Annotated in this window: 23 protein-coding genes; 1 reads left to right on the forward strand and 22 read right to left on the reverse strand. The window is 50.6% G+C overall.

Annotation, left to right across the window (positions count from 1 at the left end; genetic code table 11):
• Window positions 1-171: 171 nt before the first annotated feature.
• Complete coding sequence (locus AC07VI_RS02890; protein WP_086143997.1) at window positions 172-1,014, forward strand: sulfurtransferase; 843 nt, start codon at window positions 172-174, stop codon at window positions 1,012-1,014.
• A 39-nt stretch (window positions 1,015-1,053) separates the two neighbouring features.
• On the opposite strand, the gene AC07VI_RS02895 is transcribed toward AC07VI_RS02890, so the two are convergent.
• From AC07VI_RS02895 to rfbB, 22 genes are all read right to left on the reverse strand, one after another.
• Window positions 1,054-2,991 carry a polysaccharide biosynthesis protein gene (locus AC07VI_RS02895; protein ID WP_086143913.1) on the reverse strand — a complete coding sequence of 646 codons (1,938 nt, stop codon included), beginning with the start codon at window positions 2,989-2,991 and terminating at the stop codon, window positions 1,054-1,056.
• Between the two features lie 105 nt (window positions 2,992-3,096).
• On the reverse strand, window positions 3,097-3,657 hold the full coding sequence (locus AC07VI_RS02900) for a sugar transferase (protein WP_086143912.1): 561 nt from the start codon (window positions 3,655-3,657) through the stop codon (window positions 3,097-3,099).
• Complete coding sequence (locus AC07VI_RS02905; protein ID WP_086143996.1) at window positions 3,658-4,614, reverse strand: UDP-glucose 4-epimerase family protein; 957 nt, start codon at window positions 4,612-4,614, stop codon at window positions 3,658-3,660.
• 23 nt (window positions 4,615-4,637) lie between these two features.
• Window positions 4,638-5,714, reverse strand: coding sequence for a DUF1972 domain-containing protein (locus AC07VI_RS02910; RefSeq protein ID WP_086143911.1), 1,077 nt, complete (start codon window positions 5,712-5,714; stop codon window positions 4,638-4,640).
• 68 nt (window positions 5,715-5,782) lie between these two features.
• Window positions 5,783-6,913 carry a glycosyltransferase family 4 protein gene (locus AC07VI_RS02915; RefSeq protein WP_086143910.1) on the reverse strand — a complete coding sequence of 377 codons (1,131 nt, stop codon included), beginning with the start codon at window positions 6,911-6,913 and terminating at the stop codon, window positions 5,783-5,785.
• A gap of 2 nt (window positions 6,914-6,915) precedes the next feature.
• Complete coding sequence (locus AC07VI_RS02920) at window positions 6,916-8,094, reverse strand: O-antigen ligase family protein (RefSeq protein ID WP_492995646.1); 1,179 nt, start codon at window positions 8,092-8,094, stop codon at window positions 6,916-6,918.
• Between the two features lie 27 nt (window positions 8,095-8,121).
• The gene (locus AC07VI_RS02925) at window positions 8,122-9,606 is read right to left on the reverse strand and encodes a capsular polysaccharide export protein, LipB/KpsS family (protein WP_086143908.1); all 1,485 of its coding nucleotides are present in this window, start codon (window positions 9,604-9,606) and stop codon (window positions 8,122-8,124) included.
• Window positions 9,599-10,471, reverse strand: coding sequence for a phytanoyl-CoA dioxygenase family protein (locus AC07VI_RS02930; protein WP_139842375.1), 873 nt, complete (start codon window positions 10,469-10,471; stop codon window positions 9,599-9,601). Before AC07VI_RS02930 ends, AC07VI_RS02925 begins: the two co-directional genes overlap by 8 nt.
• A complete protein-coding gene (locus tag AC07VI_RS02935; protein ID WP_086143907.1) occupies window positions 10,468-11,013 on the reverse strand; it encodes an acyltransferase in 546 nt (181 codons plus the stop codon). Before AC07VI_RS02935 ends, AC07VI_RS02930 begins: the two co-directional genes overlap by 4 nt.
• Window positions 11,010-12,245: a lipopolysaccharide biosynthesis protein gene (locus AC07VI_RS02940; RefSeq protein WP_139842374.1), complete on the reverse strand. Its 1,236-nt coding sequence runs from the start codon at window positions 12,243-12,245 to the stop codon at window positions 11,010-11,012. The genes AC07VI_RS02935 and AC07VI_RS02940 overlap by 4 nt, the downstream gene beginning before the upstream one ends.
• A 177-nt stretch (window positions 12,246-12,422) precedes the next feature.
• Complete coding sequence (gene pseI, locus AC07VI_RS02945) at window positions 12,423-13,481, reverse strand: pseudaminic acid synthase (protein ID WP_492995649.1); 1,059 nt, start codon at window positions 13,479-13,481, stop codon at window positions 12,423-12,425.
• Window positions 13,474-13,686, reverse strand: a complete 213-nt coding sequence (locus AC07VI_RS02950; RefSeq protein WP_413465873.1) for a GNAT family N-acetyltransferase — start codon at window positions 13,684-13,686, stop codon at window positions 13,474-13,476. Before AC07VI_RS02950 ends, pseI begins: the two co-directional genes overlap by 8 nt.
• A gap of 300 nt (window positions 13,687-13,986) precedes the next feature.
• Complete coding sequence (gene pseG, locus AC07VI_RS02955) at window positions 13,987-14,973, reverse strand: UDP-2,4-diacetamido-2,4,6-trideoxy-beta-L-altropyranose hydrolase (protein WP_086143903.1); 987 nt, start codon at window positions 14,971-14,973, stop codon at window positions 13,987-13,989.
• Window positions 14,970-16,259, reverse strand: coding sequence for an aminotransferase class III-fold pyridoxal phosphate-dependent enzyme (locus AC07VI_RS02960; RefSeq protein ID WP_086143902.1), 1,290 nt, complete (start codon window positions 16,257-16,259; stop codon window positions 14,970-14,972). The genes pseG and AC07VI_RS02960 overlap by 4 nt, the downstream gene beginning before the upstream one ends.
• A gap of 1 nt (window position 16,260) precedes the next feature.
• The gene (locus AC07VI_RS02965; protein ID WP_086143901.1) at window positions 16,261-17,040 is read right to left on the reverse strand and encodes a cytidylyltransferase domain-containing protein; all 780 of its coding nucleotides are present in this window, start codon (window positions 17,038-17,040) and stop codon (window positions 16,261-16,263) included.
• Window positions 17,040-17,939: an aldo/keto reductase gene (locus AC07VI_RS02970; protein ID WP_086143900.1), complete on the reverse strand. Its 900-nt coding sequence runs from the start codon at window positions 17,937-17,939 to the stop codon at window positions 17,040-17,042. Before AC07VI_RS02970 ends, AC07VI_RS02965 begins: the two co-directional genes overlap by 1 nt.
• A complete protein-coding gene (gene pseC / locus AC07VI_RS02975) occupies window positions 17,936-19,093 on the reverse strand; it encodes a UDP-4-amino-4,6-dideoxy-N-acetyl-beta-L-altrosamine transaminase (protein WP_086143899.1) in 1,158 nt (385 codons plus the stop codon). Before pseC ends, AC07VI_RS02970 begins: the two co-directional genes overlap by 4 nt.
• Window positions 19,094-19,102: 9 nt before the next feature.
• Window positions 19,103-20,113 carry a UDP-N-acetylglucosamine 4,6-dehydratase (inverting) gene (pseB, locus tag AC07VI_RS02980; protein ID WP_086143898.1) on the reverse strand — a complete coding sequence of 337 codons (1,011 nt, stop codon included), beginning with the start codon at window positions 20,111-20,113 and terminating at the stop codon, window positions 19,103-19,105.
• A 511-nt stretch (window positions 20,114-20,624) separates the two neighbouring features.
• Window positions 20,625-21,491: a dTDP-4-dehydrorhamnose reductase gene (gene rfbD, locus AC07VI_RS02985; RefSeq protein WP_086143897.1), complete on the reverse strand. Its 867-nt coding sequence runs from the start codon at window positions 21,489-21,491 to the stop codon at window positions 20,625-20,627.
• Window positions 21,488-22,033 (reverse strand): dTDP-4-dehydrorhamnose 3,5-epimerase, encoded by a 546-nt coding sequence (rfbC, locus tag AC07VI_RS02990; protein ID WP_086143896.1) that lies wholly within the window; start codon window positions 22,031-22,033, stop codon window positions 21,488-21,490. Before rfbC ends, rfbD begins: the two co-directional genes overlap by 4 nt.
• Window positions 22,034-22,042: 9 nt before the next feature.
• The gene (gene rfbA / locus AC07VI_RS02995) at window positions 22,043-22,930 is read right to left on the reverse strand and encodes a glucose-1-phosphate thymidylyltransferase RfbA (protein ID WP_086143895.1); all 888 of its coding nucleotides are present in this window, start codon (window positions 22,928-22,930) and stop codon (window positions 22,043-22,045) included.
• Window positions 22,927-24,009, reverse strand: a complete 1,083-nt coding sequence (gene rfbB, locus AC07VI_RS03000; RefSeq protein ID WP_086143894.1) for a dTDP-glucose 4,6-dehydratase — start codon at window positions 24,007-24,009, stop codon at window positions 22,927-22,929. The genes rfbA and rfbB overlap by 4 nt, the downstream gene beginning before the upstream one ends.
• Window positions 24,010-24,750: the final 741 nt, after the last annotated feature.

The following is a 24,750-nucleotide window of genomic DNA, read 5'->3' on the forward strand; positions in this document are numbered from 1 at the left end:
CCCTGCGCAGCCAGACGGCATGGCAATACGCGGCACGGCGGGTATCCCGCCTGGCCAGCCGGGCTTATAATATCGGCTGTTCAGTCTAAGCCGATCGCCATCATGCAAGCCATCACCCAAGCAACACCCGCCGTTTCCGCCGCCGCCAGCCCCCTGGCCGCCACACCCGCCATGACTTTTGTCAATATTGCAGCGTATAAATTCATCACGCTGGCCGATACGGAAGCCATGCGTCCCTTGTATCAGGAGCAATGCCTGGCGCTGGGCCTGAAGGGCACGATCCTGCTGACGCCGGAAGGCATCAACATGTTCCTGTCGGGCACGCGCGAGCATATCGACAGCTTCCTCGCATGGGTGCGCCTGGACGCCCGCCTGGCGGACCTGGAATGGAAGGAAAGCTTGTCGAACGAGCAATCGCACAAGCGCATGCTGGTCAAGCTGAAAAAAGAAATCATCACCATGCGCATGCCGCTGATCAAACCGGAACTGGGCCGCGCCCCGTCCGTCGATGCGCACACGCTCAAGCGCTGGCTTGACGCCGGCGTCGACGATGCGGGCAAACCGGTGGTCATGATGGAAACGCGCAACGCGTTTGAAGTGGACGTGGGCTCGTTCAACAACACGCTCGATTATCGTATCGACAAGTTTACGGAATTCCCGGCCGTGGCCGCCGCGCACAAGGACGAACTGGAAGGCAAGACCGTCGTCACCTTCTGCACCGGCGGCATCCGCTGCGAAAAGGCCGCCATCCACATGAAGGAAATCGGCTATGACAGCGTGTACCAGCTCGATGGCGGCATTTTGAAGTATTTCGAGGAAGTGGGCGGCGACCACTACACGGGCGACTGCTTCGTCTTCGACTACCGCACGGCCCTGAACCCGAAACTGGAACCGACGGAAACCGTGCAGTGCTTCGTCTGCCGCGCCGTCGTCACGCCACGCCAGCAACTGGCGCCGGAATATGTGTACGAGGTGTCATGCCCGCATTGCTACCATCGGCATAGCCAAGCTTGATTGCGATGCAGGCAGCTGACGCAGCCTGCGAATGTCGAATTAATGAAGTGAAGACTTGAGCCCGGACTGGCTATCGCGCGACGACAGATCATTGGCGCACCAGATTAGGTCTTCGATATCACATTGCGGCTCATACTCCATCACAATGCGCAGCAACAAGGCGCGTACGGCGACATGATCAAATTGATCACAGGCGGCCCCCAACTCCTGCAACATGCCATCGAGTCTAGCCCATGGAATTTCGGCCTCCTGCGCGCGCATAATCAATGGATGCTCGGTTCCTTCCACATTATCCCCGATCAGAAGTTCCTCATACAGTTTTTCGCCAGGCCGCAAACCTACATGCTGGATTTCTATCGCGCCATTGGGCGTTAACTCACTTTTGACGTCCAAGCCACTCAAATGGATCATACGCTTGGCCAAGTCGACAATTTTCACCGGCGCCCCCATATCCAGAACAAAAACGTCGCCGCCAGCCCCCATGGCACCGGCCTGTAACACCAATTGCGCTGCCTCTGGAATCGTCATGAAATAGCGGGTAATTTCAGGGTGGGTAATCGTAATGGGTCCCCCAGCAATAATCTGCTTGCGGAACAAGGGAACTACTGAGCCGGAAGATCCCAGTACGTTTCCAAAACGAACCATGCAAAACCGTGTCTTGTCCTGTTCGCGAGCAAAAGCCTGCAGGATCAGTTCCGCCAGACGTTTGGTGGATCCCATGACATTTGTTGGCCGTACTGCCTTGTCTGTGGAAATCAGCACAAAGCGCTTAACATTGGCGGCAATGGCCGCACGCGCCATGCTCAATGTGCCAAACGCATTGTTACGTATACCTTCGATCGGATTATGTTCCACCAAAGGCACATGCTTGTAGGCGGCAGCGTGATACAGCGTTTCAACACCAAAAGTGCACAGAATTTTTTCACATTTCTCGGTATCGAGTACAGAACCGAGAAATGGCATCAATTGCACCTGAATATTCCGCAGGCGTAATAATCCTTGCAACTCCTGTTCAATAGAGTAAAGTGCGAACTCCGACATTTCCAACAAAATCATTTGCGCCGGGCGCTGATTCAAAATCTGGCGGCACAGTTCAGAACCGATTGATCCACCCGCTCCGGTAACCATAACAACCTTACCAGTAATACACATTGCCATCAGATCTTGATTTGGCTCAACGGCATCACGTCCCAGCAAATCTTCAATTTCGACTTCCCGCATATCCTGAATGCGCGCAGATCCATTGATCAAATTCTTGATCGGAGGCGCCACCAGCGTCTTCACCTTAAGTGGCTCCAGTTTGTCGAGAATAAGGCGTTGCTGCGCCTTCGACAGGGACGGCATCGCCAAGACAATTTTGGAAATCTCCTTGGATTCAATCAAATCAGCCAAAGCGTCGGACGGATACACGGTAATACCAGCAATCGTGGCGCCCCGCAATTCCTTCTTATCGTCAATAAACACGACAGGACGATACTCTCCAGCATGGCTCAGGGCTTGAGCCAGCTGGTTGCCAGAGACTCCGGCGCCATAAATGGCAACACGAACGCTGTCCATTTTTCTGCTTGCATGCGAAAAATAGCCCCGCGCAATAAAGCGGCTTGCAGCGACATACATAATGGCGCTGACCCAATAAATACCAAATACCCCGCGAGAAAGACCAATCATACTGGTGGCAAACGCAGTTACGGCGAGCAGTATTGCCACCGAAAGCGTGACACCAAACAGCACCACATAAATAATCTTGTAATCGATGAAACGGATAACTGCCCGGTACAAACCCAAGCGAATAAAGATCGGAATCGAGACTAATGGCGCAGCCATGATCAGCCACAGATAGGGGCGAATTACGTCGGGTCCAACGCTATCGAAACGCAGAAAAATGGCCGCAAGAAAAGTCAGTGGCAGAAAAATCAAGTCCGTCGTCACTGCGACGATTTGCTTGCGTCTGCGGGGAAATTCCAATAACAGCTTCATTAAGACATCCAGTAAAAGAACTACACTATCAATCCAGCACGCAATCCATGCATACCTACAGCACCGGGTTCAGGTCGCGTTACAGCAAGAAACCCTTTCTTTGCATCAATGTTTGATGCCATCACGCCGCAGTACTTTAAACAATGTCATGAAGATGATCTGCATATCGAATACCAGTGACTGTCTCTGCGCATACTCCATGTCCAGCTTGACCTTCTGCGGAATAGGCAAATCATCACGTCCGTTGACCTGGGCCCAACCAGTCAAGCCCGGCCTTAAGGCATCGACGCTATGCTGCGTACGCAGGGCAATCAGATCATCCTGATTAAACAAAGCAGGACGAGGGCCAACGACGCTCATATCCCCACGTAGGATGCTCCACAACTGCGGCAACTCATCGAGACTAGATTTGCGCAAGAAAGAACCTGGCGGGGTCAAGAACTGCGCCGCATTCTTCAATAAATGGGTAGCCACTGCCGGCGTATCAACACGCATGGTGCGAAACTTCGGCATCTTGAATATGCGATTATGGCGCCCCACGCGATCCGACCAGTACAGGACTGGTCCGCGCGAAGTCAAGCGGACGACAACCGCCACCAGTAGCAAGGGCACGCAAAAAATCGCCAGGGAAAATAAAACAAAACAAAGATCAAATACTCTTTTCATTTACAACCGATCAGCTAAAGATAAAAAATGCGCTACTGTCTTGTGAATGCTGTCATCGACACTTGCCGGCGGCACCCAGTCGAGCGTCGTGCGGGTATGCGCAATGTCCACTTGCAGAGATCCAAGCAAGCGGCTAGCGGCGGCAGATTTTCCCAGCACACCAGCGACGCCTGTCAGCACTCCCGCGGGCATCGAAAACAGAAGGGGCCGCGTCTTACCCATGGCAAAAGACAAGGAACGCAACAATTCGGTAATACTCAAGTCATGATCGTCGGAAACCAGAAAAACTTCGCCAGATGCACGCGGATGGCTGCAACACACGGTTAGCAAATCGACCAAATTATCAAGGCCGACCATGCTACGACGATTATGTACCGCACCCAATGGCAAGGGAATCCCCTTCCTTAGCAACTGCATCAAGCGCTGGAAATTGGCGCGGACACCGGGACCGTACACCAGCGGCGGACGCACAATAACCAATTCCAGACCGGTTTCCTGCGCCAGCACCTGCAAACCACGCTCAGCCTCCAGCTTGGAAAAGCCATAAGGATCCAATGGCGCTGGCTGATCCTGCGAAGTAAACGGTGTACCGTGGGTAGCCTCGCCATTCACCTTGATACTACTGACATAAATGAAGCGCCGCACGCCGCTGCGCACAGCCTGCCGGGCCAAGTTCAAAGTAGCATCCACGTTCACAGCGCGAAATGCCGACAGCGGGTCACTCGATTGATCATCCATGACATGGACCCGTGCAGCCAGATGAACCACTACGTCGCAACCAGACAATGCCACAGACCAATCAGTTTGCGCAGTCAACGCTCCCACCAACACACGCGAAGGTAAACCAGACGCCTGGCGCGCGCTTCCTACATAAGACATATTGAGCGCGTCCAGATGCGCGCACAAAGCCGCGCCAACAAAACCGCTTGCGCCTGTAACGAGTATTTTATCGGGCATTCTGTGTTCCACAAGCGAGAGCATCAAAACAACTGTGCATATTGGTTCGCGATACGATCCCAGGTATAAAACTCCCCTGCCAGGGCTTGCATCTGCACACCGATGGCCGTGAGCTGTTCAGCGGAACTTGTTTCAAGTATCACTTTCAGCCCCGCGGCATCCGCAAAAGGCAGTCCTGCACCATGGGTCGTAAAGCGATTGAAGTCGCAGTCAAAATACGCAATCGGCAGCCCCAGATACATGGCCTCGACTAACGAAGGGTTGGTGCCACCCGCGCTATGTCCATGGATGTAAATATGGCAATTCCCGCGAATTTGATTGAGTATCTCGGGATCATAAATAGGATCCAACAAGTGCAGATGTGGAAGGTGTGAGTATTTCTTGCGTAAATCTTCACCATAAGAACTGTTATTCCAGTTTCCTATCATAACCATATCCATATCAGAATACATCGAGAAACATTCCAAGATAATATCAATATTATTTTCCGGCTCAATCCTGCAAACCTTGAACGCATAGCGCCGGGATGCAAAGGCGTACTTTTGTAGCGCATCAATGGCAAGATTACGATGCTGCGCATGATCAGCGCCGTATGCGATCAAAACTCCCGTGCGTCCGTACTGGCTCTGGACGTAGGCCTGAATGGCTTGGTTATCCACTACCACCACGTCAGCCGCACGCACGGCAGCCGCCTCGGACTTTTTTAGGAACCATTTGGCAAACTTGCTCCATTTAGCACGACGCCATTCAAGGCCATCGATATTAACAATGATCTTTTTCTTGGTGATAAGCTTAATAAAAGGCAAAAAAATGCATCCAGAGACACCAAGAACCACAATTACGTCGGCAAAACGGCAGGCCTTCAGCATAGAGACCACATCATAAGGGATACTTTGCACGCCGTTGGCATCCAGATCGATATATTCCAGTTTTGCGCCATTATAACTGCTCAGCTTTTCATCATATTTCTTCGCGCTACAGTACACCGTAAATTCATACCGTGTGGCTAAATGTCTGGTCAGATGATCGACCAGGGTCTCCCAACCGCCATAACGCGCAGGAAGTCCAACAGAACCAACAATTGCGATTTTCTTCAACATAAATGACAACCAATTTTCCACTGTAAATATTGTGCAATTTAAAAATTACAAAAAAACGACCAATACTTCTATTCATTCCGAATAGTCGCACTGCGACTTGCACGTATATCCATGATCACGGCGTTCATTTCAGCGATAAATTTGTCACGCATGAAATCTTTAGCGCGCAAGCGGGCAGCCTCGGACATCCTGTGGCACAGTACCGCGTCGTCGACCAGACGCAAGACATGCGTCCGCACCCTGTCAGTATCACGCGAATCGATAAGAAAGCCCTCGACTCCATCACGAATGATTTCCGCAGGCCCTCCTACTGGGGGAACAATCACAGGAATGCCAAATGTAATCGCTTCCAGCACCGTCAAGCCAAAAGTTTCCTGCCAGAGATCAACACGCGCAAGACTCAATACCAGACTCGCTTCGGCATAATATGCCGGTGTATTCAGCGTTCTGGGATGCACCGTCAATTGCGACGGGCAAGACGTATCCGAAAAGTATGCATCGATTTCACACTGATCTCCATTAATGACCAGATCAAAATGAATATCAATCCGTCCAGACAGCGAGTTAACCAGCGCAATTAATTCCACTATTCCCTTGTAATCACGCAGCGATGCGATCATCAATATATTGAAGACACCTTGACGGTGCGACTGGTAAACGGAGCTCCAGCCTTTTTCCTCAAAAAAATGATCCAGTGCATTGTAGATACAACGACTTTTCACTCCAGGAATTGGCAACAATTGCATATGTGCCTTGGATACATACATGTTCAAAGATGATGTCCATCTTACCAAGCTCACCAGAAAATATCTGAGAGGGGCTGGCCGGATCGAAATTTCATGAACATGATAAATAACCAAACGTCCTGTCAATTTCCCATAGATGGCTGCGCCAAATGGAAGCAAAGTATTTACATAAATAATTGCATCTGAAGCAATACTCCTATCGCAAAGAAGTTTAAAAAACAAACATACTTGACTAAAAAAAAAGGTAAATAAAGTGACAAATTTATTCTGTGATCGAATATACCAGTACCTACCTCGTGAAATCTGACAATCAGAAAGAAATCCGTCAGTATTGCCAGAAACATACAGTTTCTCGTTTTTCGCTTCACCTTTCAATGCTGAAATAGTGTCACGCAACACCTTTGGACTACCTGAAAAATCGTTGAGTAAATGGCAAAAAACAATCTTCATCATATTTATTTATTCGATTCTTTTTTATAAGTATCAAAAGACAGCAGCATACAAGCCAGGCCGAAGAAAAGGACATGGCTCCATTCCGTCAGCCCTTGCAATATGATTCCTTTCGCCAACACAATCAACATGATCCAGCTGCCGGTCCATGCATATATCGCATGCGGAGTCTTACGCAATGCCATCCAGACACGGATTTTCCTCACAATATACAGTGCAAAAAAGCACAGCCCAAGCAGCCCGAATTTCAGCACGATCGTCAGATAACTATTGTGCAACAGCGGTATCGTGTCATTGCCATCGAAATCCAGTACACCATCTGGCAATGGAATACGTGCGCCCAGGCCATAACCAACGATAACAGGCAAAGCCCCGCCTTCGTCGAAATAATCAAATAAAGCCTGATTTTCGATGTATCGCCATCCAAGTGAAGGATCGGCATCCTCGGCATTGCTGGTCAAACGCTGCTGTACCACGTCCAACTCGACGATCTTGGGCATAAAGACAACAACAATAATACTAATAAGAAATAACTTCCGCATGATTCGAACATTGCTGAAGAGATACCGTCCTATTGTCAATAGCAACACCAGACCGATAAACAAATCAATCAGTACATCGGTGCGTGATAGCGCAGCAATCGTACCGCCAACGCAGAGAAATATCCGATAGCCATAATGGGAGGTATGTTGTGGCGTTTGTCGCAGCAAGGCAATATTAACGATCAAAAAATAAGGGAGCCAACCATGCGAAAGCGGAACATAAGCACCTCGCCAATGATAGGCATCCGCTCCATCGAGATATGCTATAAAGGCAAACATGATAGTGATCACCGATATTGCCACACCAATGTCCGACAAGGTCTGCAACAGAAGCTTGACATTCCCCCGCCCAACCCACAAGGGTATGGCATAGCGCCCTATTATAAAAGCAAATATCGCACCAATATCTCGAAAAATATCCCTTGCATCTTGATGCATTTTTATCGCAAGAAAGACGGAAAAGGTTAGCACCAGGAAAATTGCAAAAAAATCTACGTTCAACTCTGGTGCTTTGATAAAGCGCGAATACCTACATTTCCAGGCAACCATGAGGGATAATGTACAAAAAGCAAAGAAGTAGCCGTTATACATCGGCTCCATCATTTTTTGAGCAACGGTAATGATCAAAAACAATGCGATCACTACCCAACTTCTGCTAGCCAGCATGAATCATCCCACCTTTTCGTTCGCGGCGAACAGCGCATCCAACTTAAGATGAACCAACCGGGCTACACCACTTAATGCAGCCGTATTACCTAGACTATTACGGAAATCAAATGAACCAGGCGTACCAAATTCAACATACGCAGCGGTGGCGTCGATCAAGATCTCTTTCTGAACAGGTTGATAGCTAAGCAGGCGCTCCAGTGCAGGCCTCAGCTCGGAGAAATCGTATACTCGCTGAACGTTCGGAAAGTAACTGTAAAACACCGTTCCAAGGGCAATAACAGGCTTGTTCAAGACTGCCGCCTCAAATCCTACAGTACTCGTCAAGGTGATAACCCCGCGGCTACGTCGCACTATTTCTTTGGTCGGCAGATGCGCTGCCAGTAACCTTACATTCGGCAAAGCATTGAGCTGCCGATAGAAGGACAGCGGTTGCAATGCTACGGCGGAAGGATGCTCCTTCACATACAGCATTACGCCCACAGGCAGACGAAAAGCAATAGCCTTAATGGTGCTCATCTCATCAACATAATCAGTCGCCAACACGGAAGTGGAAGCTTCTGGATGAAAATGCAATGGATAGAGCAAATACGGTTCATCCTTGGTTGTAACTGCATATTCCTTCATCGCTCGATTTAATTTCAGGCGACGAGATAATGAGCGCTTAAAATAGGCAATAGAAAGCTTGACCGGATCACCATGCTGGTACGCTAATGCACAATCTTCACGATACTGGCGGCTATAGCGCCAACCACGCAGAAAATGCTGAATTTTGTCAATCTTAAAATATTTCCCCAACAAACTGATCTGGTCGAGGCCATTTATCTTCATATAGTCAGGAATACTATGGTCAATATGCGCAACATATTGAGCCGCAATTTGTCGCGACTCCTCCGATATGCCACCAGTAAGCCTACGCGCAAATAGATTTCCAATGGTGACATCATCTGCCAATGCGCCAGTGCTGCTCAACTCAATGCGTCCGGGTATTCTCGATGGGCTAAGGCTAAGAAATGGCAAGCCAACAGCTTGCGCCTGTTCAAAAGCAGCAATGGCGAAACTATTGCTGACCGGTTCGTACAGGACAGCCGTGACTTCTTCTTCGATGAAAATTTCCGCAAAAAATCGCGCCAACATTTCGGGGATATCGTGATACTGTACAGGACCATTGGTTTTGAGCGGTGGGGCAATATTCATGGTCAGAAAACGATCGAAATCAGAATACAACGATGCCCAGCTTTTCTGCGATTGCAATGCGGTTTCACCAAGCGGCAGCTTGCTTTTAAGGTAATCGGTAAAATACCATGCTTCCTTCAAACTGCAACTTTCCGCGTACAAGACATCAGAAAGATGAGAATCCAAAGCAAAAACTACACGATAACCTTCAGCTATCAGCTGGGGAGCTAATTCTTCAAAATATGCGCGCGAATATGCTGCTGCATTAATCAGGCATAAAATAGTTTTCTTTTTCAAAATAATATCAGTCATTTATTAATGATGTTGCCAGATCTGGCTGCACATTCGATGCCGGAGCCACAATCAATGGAGAGCGAAAAATAGATTCAGTTACGGAATAACGGAGCTGTATCAATAACCGTTTACCTGCTTTTGGCAACTGTCCTTTGTGTATTCCAAAGGTATCTTCCATGAACGCATCACCAGCTCTTCCAGTCATGATACGTATCCGTTCCACTCCAAATGCAGCTTCAACCTCAGCGTCAGACAATCGACGATGCTCGGTTAAAGTATTTTGCGTGTGTGAACCGGCCACAAAAACGTGAGGCCCATTTTCTTCTCCCACCTCGGTAGCATACAAAAAGAATTTCAAAAAACGAATAGAATCGTTATCCCTATGGAAATTCTCCGCCTCTTCTGGCTCTTCGTTGCCGGATACCGACCACCACGCCTGAATACTGTCCAGGTAGGGCCGACAGCCAAAATAGGCTGTAACCAGATCAATTAGCCGTCGGTCGTAGGCAATAGCATGCAGTTGTTCGATTTGTGCGGCACAGGGAATCTGTGCCACATGAGTTCCTTGCGGAATTTGATCATGGCGAAACTCGCCCAATTGCACACGCCAGGGATCAAAGCAATTGAACTCAGACAAGGCCATGCGCAACTTGGCAATCTCTGTTTCACTCATAAATCCCGGCATCATACATACGCCGTATTTTCTTAACTCTGTGATTCCAATATCGGTGTTAGCTGGTACACCACGCGGGCGCAGCCAAGTAACCATGTTCGCGAGACGGCTACGCGTTACCGGATTGCGTATGCGTTCCTGTACACGATGCCAAGCACGGGTGATCAACCTCGGCTGAACACCTTTTTTTTCAATCGCCAACAGTTTCACGATTTCCACTCCTCAACTATTTTCGACTTCTGTTTTAACTCACGCGTTGCACATCCCACAATAATGGCACCTGCGGGAACGTCACGACTGACCACAGCCCCAGCACCGATAATGGCGCCATCGCCAATACGCACTCCACCCAATACCGTAACATGGGCCGCCAACCAAACACCGTTACCGATGAAAATTGGCTTGGCGATATGTGGATACGGCAAGGCAGCGGTTAAATCAAGTGTAGCCGTTTCAATTGTCACACCACGTGATATCCGTACATAATTTCCCAAAACGACCGGCGCCATCGCTCCGATCTGACAATCGGCACCTATAATGACATTACTACCGATGGAAATATTTTCAGGATATTTCAAATCCGTTCGAATGTCCAAGCTCAAATCGCCAGCATCGGGAAAGAGAGCCGCACCCTTGGCCAGTGAACAGGCACGCAATATCAATTCACAGACAAGACTGCTTATCTTGTAAGAGCACTTACCTAAGCCGGAGGTGGCCAGCCCGGCAATCAATCCATTAACTATTTTCTTCACAATTCACCATTTTCACTAAGACGATCGAACCAGTACTTTCTTACCGCGGAAATCAGTATTGCTATCACCAAGGGGGATACGACCGCTCCGGCAATTCCAAAAAGCTCGATGAAAAGCAAATTTGCCAATATGGACGCCAACAGAGCCCCGCCCATCATGATCAATAAGATCCAATCCTTATGTCCGGCATATAGCGCCAAATGAATCGGTTGAGTCCACACAACGAATCCCTGGCCCAGCAACAGAAACGGCAACATCCACAGTTTGTCGGTATATTCCTGCCGTGACAACAATAAAATGAGTGGCCACGCGGTCACGCAGATAGCAGCAGACAGCCCCACACAACAAATCAGCAATCGCTTCATTACGTGCTGCATGTATTCCCGCCTCCCCTTGAGTTTTTGTCCAAATCGCATCAATAACTCTGGCAGCGCAATATTTGTTACCACCGTTTGCGCAACAGAACCCAGCGTATTGGCGAGGGTCTGAAAAAATGAAAATACGCCAACCGAGCTTGGCCCAAGCAGCATTTGCAAAATAAACCGCTCCAAATTTCCCTGCAGAACAGTTGCAGCGGAAATAAAATAATAGGCGCGCGCATTATACAAACCACGAAAAAGATAATTTTTTCTTGGCCTGCACTTGCATACAATCAACTCTCTCAGTATCCAAACACCCCAAATAACACCCAACAAGGAAAATATGGCCCATAAAAATAAAATGTCGCGCAGCACATTTTCGTTGGAATGCAGGAAAAAGAATGCAATAGGCTGCCAAGCCGCCGTACGCAGGAAACCGATAAATATCGAGTGCACGGGCTGCCTGTTTAGTATCAGATAACGCGATATTTCCTGCATTATTGTTCCGCTAAACAACAAAATACCCAAGTACAGTAAACTTAAGGTATCTGTCGTAAAGTTCAATATATGCGCAGCTAGTAGTCCCAACAATGTGGCCAATGGCGCCGTGAATGTCAACAAACGGCGGTGAACACGCATTAGTACCTTAAGCCGCTGCTGACTCGCACTGCGCGCAAATCGCCTTGATGTAAAAGTATGAAACTCCAATCCTGCCATGTAAATGGCAACAGATTCCATGGCGACAGCCAGTCCGTATAGCCCCATGATTGCCGGACTCGTGTAACGCAATAAAAGCAGCATGAAACCAAGACGTATTGCCAACCCACCACCATGAATGGCCATGGAAAACATACCAGATCTGATTTCACTCATATTTTAAAATGCCATCTTTCATCACATTGCGCAACTTACTCGTAGTTTCTATATTTAGGCCCCTCACTACCAGATAAAAATAGCGCGGAAAGAAAAATATGCGGACAAGTCATCAGATACTGCAGCCGAGGCAGAATTCTTCGCCTCGGCTGCAGTATTACTGTAGATCACGAAACTCTATCCCAAAATAATGTTCCAATTAAGCGCAGTGCCGGCCTTCACATCGTGTTTGACGGGTTGTCCCATCACTAATTCATAGTGCTTGGTTGGCAAGCCCAGTCCCGGACGAATAGCGCGCAGGTTCTGCGGCGTCAGGATATCGCCAGCTTTCATGTCTTTGGTAATGTACAAGGAGCGGCGGAACATTAACGATTTCTTTTCTTTTTCGGTGACGCCATAACTGATCTTGCCCAGTGCCTGCCAGGCGCGCTCCGTTTCAACGACCAGCGATTGCATTTCGTGCGGTTCCATGGAAAAGGATGAGTCAACACCACCATCGGCCCGGTTCAGCGTGAAGTGTTTTTCAATCACAGTTGCACCAAGTGCCACGCTGGCAATCGACACGCCCACGCCCATGGTATGGTCAGACAAGCCAGCTTCGCAATCAAACATCGCGCGTAAATGTGGAATCGTCAGAATATTAGTATTTTCCGGCGTAGCAGGATATGTACTGGTGCATTTAAGCAAGATCAAGTCCTTGCAACCGGCTTCGCGCGCAGCGCGCACCGTCTCATCCAGTTCTGCGATGCTGGCCATGCCGGTCGAGATAATTAATGGTTTACCAGTGGCGGCCACGCGGCGTATCAATGGCAGATCGGTATTCTCAAACGAGGCGATCTTGTAGCAATCCATGTCCAGTGTTCCCAGGAAATCGACCGCCGTATCATCGAACGGAGTGCTGAACGGAATCATTCCCAATTCACGAGCGCGATCAAAAATCGGCTTATGCCACTCCCACGGCGTATAGGCTTCACCATACAGCTTGTACAGGGAAGTTCCTGTCCACAAACTATTCGGATCACTGATATGAAATTCACGTTCGTCCAGATCGAGCGTCATGGTATCGGGTGTATACGTCTGAATTTTCAGCGCATGCGCTCCCGTTCTTGCAGCCGCCTCGACGATTTCCAGCGCACGTTCCAGCGACTGGTTGTGATTACCGGACATTTCGGCAATCACGAAAGGTGGATGATTCTTGCCTATCAGGCGGTTACCAATTTTGATGGAGTCAGTCATATTGCAACACCTTCTTAAAATAGCTAGTGGAGTCTCTTGCATAATCAACAGCAAGGAACAGACGGTGCGAAGGCTGGTTATCGGCCAGTACTTCCGCCCGTATTATTGTTATATCAGAACGCATATTGCGCAGCCATTGTTCCGCACTGGCAAGCAGTTCAGAACCGCGACCATGCTTTTGCATACCCGGTGAGAGATAAATGATACTTCCGTACTGTTTTGCACTACGTCAAAACAAACCATGCCAACTGGTTGGCCATCGTACTGCTGGCCAACGATCATGGTTCTCCAGCGGAGTGGGCGCGCTGTTGCGCGACACCGCGCGAATCGAATCATGATTGCGCCAAGGCATCAAGTTGGCCGAATCCGCCTCACTGGCAGCATGCAAGACAACCGAGCACATACCGAGCTTACGCGCCACGCGTGCTGCGCCACATCCATCAACTATGGCATGGCTTTGCTGTGACAGGAACTGCCGCAAGGCCGGATTATCAAGCAAGGAGGTCTAATGGAGCAGCAACCGTTCCTCCAATTCAGGCCCTAGACGAATATCCGGTGCATACACCAGGCCACCGAGCGCGGCGTCATCAACCAGTTGTCGTTGATTTTCGGCCACGGACAAAGTCAGGCTCGGCAAGCCCAGGCTGCAACGCTCCCACATCGCCGTCCCGCCGGCACCAATGGCAAGGTCGGCTGCCGCCGTCAATTCAGCCATGCGCGAGGTCTGTACATGGCAAATAAAACCGTGCTGCAAGCATACATCTTCAATCGCCTCGCGCGCCGGATGATGCGTGCCAATCACCACATCGACCTGTATGTCCGGCCGGCTTGCCCGGACCAGCGCGGCGATGGCCGGCATCGTGTAATTACCTGCATCGATACCGCCAAAGAACACCAGAACACGGCTTACCGCAGCCCCCCGCGGACCACACTCAGCGCGCCAGTGGACAAACTCATTCCTCAGCAAGGCATGTTTAGGCCCCAGCAACATTAAACAAGCCGACGGCAGCAAGCCGTCGTAACGTTGCCGCATATCATGATAATAGTTTTGATCCAACAAAATATTGCAATCGTGCGCGCGGTCAGCCAGGTCATCGATTACCATGATCTTCTGCACAAACGCCCTGGCCGCCTGCTCCCAGCGCGCATCAAGTGCGTAATGATCGACAATGACCCAGTCCGCTGTGGGCCGTTCCGACAGCAGCGCGCGCACCTCGGTAAGCTCTTGCTCTAGAGGAACCCCCAGCCACGCCATATGCGGAGGCGACATACCCGCCTCCGTTGTCTCACTGGGCTCAGCTGCTGCGAGGCTGAGTACCTCGAATTGCTGTGCGCGAAGCCAGTCAATATAGTTGCCCGGAAGTTCCCGACAAATGAAGGTGATCGTCGCTCCACGCGACCTGAGCTCTTCGGCCAAGGTCGAGCAGCGCATGACATGTCCGCCTCCCATGTGCAAGGAGGCATCCACGCGAATAACGACGGAACTATTCATCGTACCTTGAACAGTGGTTCCAGCGGCTTGCAACGCAACATACTTTCCAGATTACCATCCTTGACGCCAGCAACCAGCATGGGCACTATTTCTTCATAGGCAGCAAACAGTTTTCCGAGATCGCTGTCGCTATGGCTATAGTTGACGTTATGCGTACCGAAAGTCAAAATACCGCGCGCCAGCATTTCTTGCATGAACAAGGTCTTGATCTGCCATTGCGTATAGGGGCCAGCATCCTTGATCAACACAAAGCTCCAGCTTGGATGGCCAGCAATACTCATGATGTGCTGTGCGGCATTCGCCTCGATGATGGCATTGATACGGTCGATAATTTTCTGGCCCTGCTCCCGGATCCTCGCCACTACCGGTTCGCGCTGCAGTTTCTCCATCGTCGCTAGGGCCGCCGCCAGCGACAGCGTTTCGCCTCCGAAGGTAAACGAAAAGAAAATCTCGTCCATCAGCTTCATCACATCGGCCCGGCCAGCCACAGCCGATACCGGATAGCCATTCGCCAGTCCCTTGCCGAAGGTCGCCAGGTCAGGTGTGACGCCGAACAGTTCTTGCGCGCCACCATTGGCGTACCGGAAACCCGTGATGGTTTCATCGAAGATCAACAGAGCGCCGTGCTTATGGGCCAGCTCCTTGACCCCCTCCAGGAAGGCGTCCTTCGGCTGGTACACATTCATCGGCTCAAGAATCACGGCCGCAATCTGCCCGGGGAAATCGGCGAACAACTTTTCAAGTGATGCCAGATCGTTATACGCAAACGTATGCGTCAACTCACGTGTAGCGACTGGCACACCGCGGTTGCGCGCGGTCGAACCAATATACCAGTCCTGCCAGCCATGGTAGCCACATACAGCCACATGCTCTCGATTGGTGTAGGCGCGCGCCAAACGAATGGCGCCGGACGTGGCGTCCGAACCATTTTTCCCGAAACGCACCATCTCAGCGCAAGGAACGATTTCGCAAATTTTTTCAGCGACCAGCATTTCAATCTGATGCGGCAGGCTGAAAATCACTCCCTCATCCAATTGCGCTTTCACCGCGTTGGTCACATCCTCGTCGTTGTAGCCCAACGTGATAGAGGCCAGGCTGCTGATGAAATCGATGTACTCGTTGCCATCAACATCCCATACATGGCTACCCTTGCCGCGTTGAATAAAATACGGCGAAACACCAAAAGGATATTGCGTTTTGCTCTTGCTGAAAGTCTGAGAGCCGAGCGGGATCGTTTTAAGGGCGCGTTCCAATAATTCCTCAGAGCGTTGATAGCGTGTAGACATATTAGTTCTCAATAGTGTGGGTGATAATCGATACGGCATCGGCAGCGAGTGATTTCTGCAATCCCTCGTTACGTCCATGCATGGTGTTCCAATTTGCTAATTCAGGGCGCCGCTCCAACAGCAACAAGACGTCCTGCATGGAAAAGCGCTTGTTTTCCCGATAAAGTGCTTCATAAATAATGGAAACCAGCTCAAAATCTTTCGGCTCATCCACGGTCCAGCGCAAATGCGACCAATCCCTTACACTGCGGTACACGCCAACCTTGTAACGTTGCGCCTGCTGGTGGATAAAGGGTGTGACATGCTCGCGCTGCGACGGCAGGCGCGCCTCTTGCCACGCATCATCCAGGCAAGAGGCACGGAAAATCTCCACATCGAGTCCATCTGGATAGGTGGCCTCGACACAATTGCTGACATAGTCGTAGTCACCTGCTAGATAAAAAGTGATAACCTCATCGATCAATGCTGGATCGGTCAGTGGACAATCGGCCGTTAAACGGACTATATGTTCAGGAGAAAACGTTTGCGCTGCCTGGTGAAAACGCTCAAGCACGTCATTCAAATCGCCCCTGAAACAATCAATACCATTTGCCTGACACAATGCTTCAATGGCGTCATCCGGCGCTTCACTGCTGGTGGCCACCAGCAAGTGATCGATCTGGCGTACGTCACGCAAGCGCTCAAGCTGACGCAGCAGCATCGGCTCGCCCAACAAAGGCATGAGCACCTTGCCTGGCAGCCGCGACGACGAAACACGAGCTTGCAATATTGCAAGTATCATTACTTCTCCTTTGTCTGTTGCCACAAGGCAGGATTGACGATCCTTTCATCGCTGATCGCAAAGGCCTCATAGCCCACATGCTCTCCGCCCGCAGCCATATATCCCGCCGCCATGCATATTTCTTGCAGTTGCACACTAGAATTGACGCCACAAACGACTTGGTCGATTTCTTCCAGGCCAGTCACAAAACCCAGCGCGGCTTGCAGCGGCGTCAAGCCTTGCGCAGCGATACAGCGGTGATAGGTAGCCAGGTGCTCGCGCACGCCATCAAAATGTGCCGGTAGATCGCAGGGCTCCATCAATAGCAAACCTTGCAGGAAAACAGAGCGGGCATGTATTTCAACACCCGCTTGCTTCAACTTGCGTAAATGGCCGGCATGCAACAGACGCTGATCTAGTACATTGATGGGCAATTGAATCAGATCGATCGGAAAACGCGCCAACACGGCATCAATCTGCTGCCCGGTATATACGGACACCCCAATTTTTCTCACCAGGCCACGCGCCTTCAACTGCACCATGCGTTCCATCAATACTTCGCCACCAGGCAACAGCAAATCATCCACCCGGTGTATCAGCAGGCCATACACAGCGGTGCGCTGCAGTTTCAGCAACGAGACATGCAAACTCTCTTCCAGTTGTTGCGCATCAACAGCACCTAACACGGCTCCGGAAAACTGCGGCGTCTTGGTCACGATATCGAAAGACGTGTCTGCCGCCATGGTACGTCCGAGCACAGCTTCGCTATCACCGTATAGCGCCGCAGTATCGATCAATTTCAATTTCAGCTCGGCCGCAGCTGCCAAAATGGCTGCAACTTCCAACTGACAGACCTTGCCCGCCGCATTTGCAATACCATAATCGAGTCCGAACTGTACTGCACCCAATCCAATTTTCATTTCAGCGCTTTCCGCAAGGCCTCGATCACGCGATCCTGCTGCTCTTCCGTAAAGGTGGCATACATCGGCAAGCTGATAGCTTGTGCATAATAATGCTCCGCTTCCGGAAAATCGCCAGGTTTGAAGCCTTTTGCTTGATAGTAAGGCTGGGTATGCACAGGAATATAGTGCAGATTGACACCAATTGACTGCGCGCGCAGCGCGTCAAAGATGGTGCGGTGTGACTGTGTCAGGCGCTCGGTTTGCAGGCGAATTACGTACAAGTGCAAGCCCGAATAGCCATCCGTATGCTGCCATGGCGTAATAACCGGCAATTCCGCCAGCAATGTATCATAGCGACGCGCCATAGCATGGCGGTAGGCCACGAATTCATCGAGCCGAGCCATCTGGCTCAAGCCGAGTGCCGCCTGCATATCCGTCATACGATAGTTGTAACCGAGTGTGATCTGCTGATAATACCAGGCGCCATCGGGCGCATGCGTCATCTGCTCCGGATCGCGCGTAATGCCATGGCTACGCAGTTGCTGCAAGCTGATCGCCAGATCCGCATTCTGTGTCGTGGCCATACCGCCTTCGGCGCTGGTGATAATTTTCACTGGGTGAAAACTGAAAACGGTAATGTCGCTATAGCGGCAATTGCCGATCGGCTCACCACGATATTTTCCGCCGATCGCATGCGAAGCGTCTTCGATAATCTTGAAGCCATATTCCTGGCTCAGGGCATAGATGGCGGCCATATCACAAGGCTGGCCCGTCAAATGCACGGGAATCAGCACTTTCGGCAAACGCCCGGCTTGTTTCGCCTGCGCAAGCTTTTGCGTCAATGCCTCGATGCTCAGATTGTAGGTACGGGCATCAATATCGACAAAATCAATATCAGCGCCACAATATAAAGCGCAATTGGCGCTGGCAACAAAAGTATTCGGACTGGTCCAGACCAGATCCCCCGGGCCGACACCCAAGGCCAGGCACGCGATGTGCAGGGCACTGGTCGCGCTATTGACAGCCACCGCATGGGGGACACAGCAATACTCTGCCACCGATTGCTCAAACGCCGGCACTGCCGGCCCCTGTGTCAGAAAGTCAGAGCGCAAGACATCGACCACCGCCTGAATGTCGGCCTGAGAGATATCTTGTCGGCCATATGGAATCATTGTCATGTTTTACACGGTATGAGTTGGGTCGACGTGAGTCTGGATCAGCTCGCGCAATTGCTCTTTTGTCAAGAAATCAGTATTGCTACCGCTGTCGTAGCAGAATCCCGGCGGTACCAGCTTGGCACCCATCTTGTCACAATATTCCTGCGTCGAGTACTTGGCACTCATCGGCAAGATGGCGTAATAGCTACCCATATCAACGGTATTGAAACTGTCGCTGGAGGTAATCATCTCTTCATGGATCTTTTCACCTGGACGCACGCCGACGACCGGGAAGCTGCATTCAGGTCCAATTGCTTCGGCTACATCGGTGATGCGGTAGGAAGGGATCTTCGGCACCAGAACCTCACCGCCCCATGCGTTCTCAAGGGACCACAGCACCATATCCACGCCCTCTTGCAGGCTGATATTAAAACGGGTCATAGCCGTATCGGTAATCGGCAGCACGCCCGTCGCGCGGCGTTCCAGGAAGAACGGAATCACCGAACCGCGGCTACCCATGACGTTGCCATAACGGACGACGCTGAAACGCAAGTCGCGATTGCCAACGATATTGTTGGCGGCAACGAACAGTTTGTCAGAGCACAGCTTGGTGGCGCCATACAGATTGATAGGCGCAGCCGCCTTGTCGGTGGACAGGGCAACCACACGCTGCACCTTGGTATCCAGGCAAGCCTCAATCAGGTTTTGCGCACCCAGCACATTGGTCTTGATGCATTCGAAAGGATTATATTCCGCAGCCGGCACTTGTTTCAGTGCAGCCGCGTGGATCACGATATCGATACCTTCCAGCGCGCGGCGCAGGCGGGCCTCATCGCGAATATCGCCAATGAAATAACGAATACCGGCATATTTTTCATCCGAAAATTCATGCGCCATTTCAAACTGTTTCAATTCATCGCGCGAAAATACCACAAGACGTTTGATCGTTGGATAGCGTTCCAGCACGGTTTTCACGAATGCTTTGCCGAATGAACCGGTTCCACCGGTAATGAGAATAGACTTATCTGATAACATTTTTATATTTAACTTAAATTGAATGACAAAATTAAGACGGAGTACAGCCTCAGAATACTTTGACAATATTAATCAATTGAAAGAATTCATTTACATATACCATGCTATTTCGCAGCCATATTGCGAGCGCCTCCGGACAATCCGAAAAATGGAGCACCTGGCTGCACACCTGATGCGACAATTGACAACGCATCAAAAACATAGCCAGTAAAGAAAATGAAATATTTCTTCAAAAATAGAGAAATGAGGCAAACTTTTATTTTCAGCAACTCTCGAATGTTGACTTATTTTTTAAAAAAGTACTTTATTGACAACAAAAATTAGCGAAATTAGAACTAGCAAGAAATATTTTTCATTGCCATCTTAAAATTTCCACCACATTTTAACATTATTGAGTAGTCTAAAATGCGGTTTTTCGCTAAAAAACACCTCCTGACGTGCATTCCATGTTGCCCACAATCACATCACCACGCACATCTCAATAAAGAAAAATAGATACAGCTGGTTTCAATCAGGACTCCATGCATAGGCGCAAAGCCTCTTTCCACTCAGGTAAATCGCAGAACACTTGCCGCAGGTGTTCGCTCGATAACAAGGAAGAAGCCGGGCGAGGAGCGGGCAAGGGATACTCACTCGTCGTAATTGCCCTTATCTGTGGCGAGGATGCGAGAGCGGCATTTCGAAGGATTTCCTCAGTAAAACCAGCCCATGTGGTGCGGCCTTGCGCACTCAAGTGATATACACCGCCATGACGGCGCCACCAGTCCGCCCGATCTCCTTCTATCCGCGCCACGATATGCGCTGTAACATCAGCAATCGTACGACACCAGGTCGGTGCGCCATACTGATCCCCAACGATACGCAACTCAGGACGCTCCTGCGCCAAGCGCAGCACGGTCAACAGAAAATTCTTGCCGCGCATCCCATACACCCAACTGGTGCGCAAGATCAGATGATCGATGCCTACCGCCTGAATTGCTTGCTCTCCAGCCAACTTGCTTCGTCCATAGACATTGATCGGTGCTGTTGCATCCTCTTCCGAATAAGGCTCGCTTTTTGCCCCATCGAACACATAGTCGGTCGAATAATGAATCATGGCCGCATCCAGCTTGCGAGCCTCCTCAGCCATCAACCCTGGCGCGCGAGCGTTGATCAGCATGGCCAATTCAGGCTCACACTCCGCCTGGTCTACTGCCGTATAAGCGGCTGGATTCACAATCAAGTCAGGCTTGACTGCACGGATGACGTCGCGCACCTGGTCCAGGTTTGACAAATCCATTTGCGCACGGCCAGGAGCGACGATATCACCGAGGCCCTGCAAACTGCGGAACAATTCATATCCGACTTGACCAGTACCACCTGTCAACAAGATTTTCATGCAAATACCTCTGCATTGGCCAGCAATACGCCCGCATGGTCCTTGCCCGATAGCAGTGGCTCCCCATCGAGCGGCCATTCGATGCCGATGGCAGGGTCATTCCATCGGAGGCTGCGTTCGAATTGCGGCGCCCAGTAATCGGTCGTTTTGTACAGGAATTCGGCCGATTCGCTGGTTACCATAAAGCCGTGCGCACAACCAGGCGGTATCCATAACTGTCGCTTATTTTCGGCGGAAAGGAGAATTCCCACCCAGTGACCGAAAGTCGCAGAACTCGTGCGTAAGTCTACTGCAACATCAAACACCTCGCCGGCTACGACGCGCACCAGCTTACCTTGTGTCTGCTGAATCTGGTAATGCAAACCACGCAATACATTTTTGGCGGACCTTGAGTGATTATCCTGAACAAAATGGGTACTAACGCCCGTTAGCTCCTGAAATTGTTTCTGGTTAAAGCTTTCGTAGAAAAAACCACGATCATCGCCGAACACCTTCGGCTCGATTATCATTACGTCGGCAATCGCCGTCTTTTGAATTTGCATAATAATTAATTAAAATACTTCTTCATTTAACAAACGCAGCAAATATTGACCATAGCTATTTTTTTTCAACGATTGCGCAAGCTTGCTCAATTGCTCAGCATCAATATACTTACGACGGAAAGCTATTTCTTCCGGGCAAGCCACTTTCAAGCCCTGTCGGTTCTCAATCGTGGCTATAAATTGCCCGGCCTCCAGCAATGACTCATGTGTTCCCGTGTCGAGCCACGCCATGCCACGCCCCATATGTTCGACAGTCAACTCGCCACGTTGCAGATAAACCTGATTAACATCGGTAATTTCCAGCTCGCCGCGCGCCGATGGCCGGATTGACGCAGCGATGTCCGCAATCTGCTTGTCGTAGAAATACAAGCCTGTGACCGCATAATGTGACTTGGGCTGCAAGGGCTTTTCTTCGATACTGACGGCGCGTCGCCGCGCGTCAAACTCAACTACACCATAGCGTTCGGGATCCTGCACATGATACGCAAATACCGTAGCCCCCTCCGTACGACAGGATGCCGCAAGCAGTTGGGATTCGAAATCGTGTCCGTAATAGATGTTATCGCCCAGAATAAGGGCAGACGGCGCGTCGCCGATAAATTCCCGACCGATGATGAAGGCTTGCGCCAGACCATCAGGCGAAGGTTGCACAGCGTAGCTTAGCTCCAGCCCCCATTGGCGTCCATCACCCAGCAACTCCTGAAAGCGGGGGGTGTCTTGCGGCGTCGAGATAATTAAGATTTCGCGGATACCCGCCAGCATCAGGGTCGTCAGCGGATAGTAAATCATCGGTTTGTCATACACAGGCAATAACTGCTTCGAAACAGCCATCGTGACCGGATACAAGCGGGTACCCGACCCACCCGCCAGGATAATTCCCTTACGCGGCGTACTCATAACGTTGGCTCCGTGATGGCGCGTTGCGCATAGTTCTGCTGGACCCAGCTCAAATACGCCCCTGACTGGATATTCTGCACCCAGTCCTGATGATCGAGATACCACTGCACCGTCTTGGCGATGCCGCTTTCAAAGGTCTCCACTGGCTTCCAGCCAAGTTCACGTTCAATCTTGCGCGCATCGATCGCATAGCGACGGTCGTGCCCCGGACGATCCGCGACATAAACAATCTGGATACGGTAAGACGCTCCGTCCTGCCTTGGATCGAGCCGGTCAAGAATGTCGCACAATTCATGCACGACGCTCAGATTGGTCATTTCATTCCAGCCGCCGACATTGTAAGTTTCGCCGATGGCACCCTGCTCCAGTACCCGGCGTATGGCCGCGCAGTGATCACCGACATACAGCCAGTCCCGCACCTGCTGACCATCGCCATAGATAGGCAGGGCCTTGCCAGCACGGGCGTTGGCGATCACTAACGGGATCAATTTTTCAGGGAAATGACATGGCCCGTAGTTATTGGAACAATTCGTCGTCAGCGTAGGCAAGCCATAGGTGTGATGGTAAGCACGCACCAAATGATCCGATGCCGCCTTGGTGGCAGAATACGGGCTGTTCGGTGCGTACGGCGTCGTTTCGGCAAACGGCGCATCATCCGGCCCTAACGTGCCATACACTTCATCAGTGGAGACGTGCAAAAAACGAAAAGCGAGGCGCTCCGCATCTGGCAACGCCGACCAATAACAGCGCACGGCCTCGAGCAAATTGAAGGTTCCGTTGACATTCGTCTCAACAAACGCTGCCGGCCCAAGAATGGAGCGATCGACGTGACTCTCTGCAGCAAAATGCAGCACGGCACGCGGCCGATACTGCTTCAGCAGGGCTGCCACCTGAGTCGTGTCGCCGATGTCACCGTGAACAAAAATATGCCGAGAATCGCCATTCAAGGAATGCAGATTTTGCAGATTGCCAGCATACGTCAACTTGTCAAGGTTAATCACCGATTCATTGCCATGCGCCAACCAATCCACCACAAAATTGGAACCAATAAAACCGGCGCCGCCACTTACTAATATCATATTAATGCCCTATTTAACTCTGCACACCAGAACCGACCATTTTAAACGAAGTCCACCCTCCAGACTGTGCTGAACAACAAGACATGGCTTAATAACTTTCGGGTAACATATTGCGTCGTAATTTATGTGCCAGGCATCTCGTCAGGCCATAAAAATGGCACACTTCTCAACTTTTAAATTTATAGCAAGACATCACGACCGTTTCGAGTTTTCCACAGGCGGATGGCATGCTCACCGTTGCGGCACCCGCAATAGGGTGAAGTGACAAATGCTGCGCAGTAGCGCAAAGGTAATCTTCTTTGTTGACAAAGCCTCCCAGCTGCGCACCAGGCATCAGAAAAAACCGGTTAGCCATTCATACCTCGGGCTGGGCAAGACACCCTGGCACTAACTCATCGGCACCCGACCCAAGCCCCATAACAGCAATGCCTCCTTGTCTTCTTCACGCCTTACAGAATGTAACGTCGATGGGAGCTACGCATCGCAAAGCACATCCCCCAAAGGGCAAGCTGGCGCCTGACTTGACGTTCTCGCCCCTACACTGGATAGTGTAGAAATATGTTGCCTACGCCCGGCATCGCCTCCCTTATGATATACGCGCGCGCCGCTTGCGCACCATGGAAATAGCAAGCTTTTACACCTTGTCACAATTGCCTATGATGAATTACCCACAACCCCTTATAATGTTGTCCGCTGGGCTTAGTATCTGTGCCGAACTGAGCAATCTCAAGGAATTTTTTT

The sequence above is a fragment of the Janthinobacterium sp. GW821-FHT03A03 genome, from assembly GCF_059421435.1.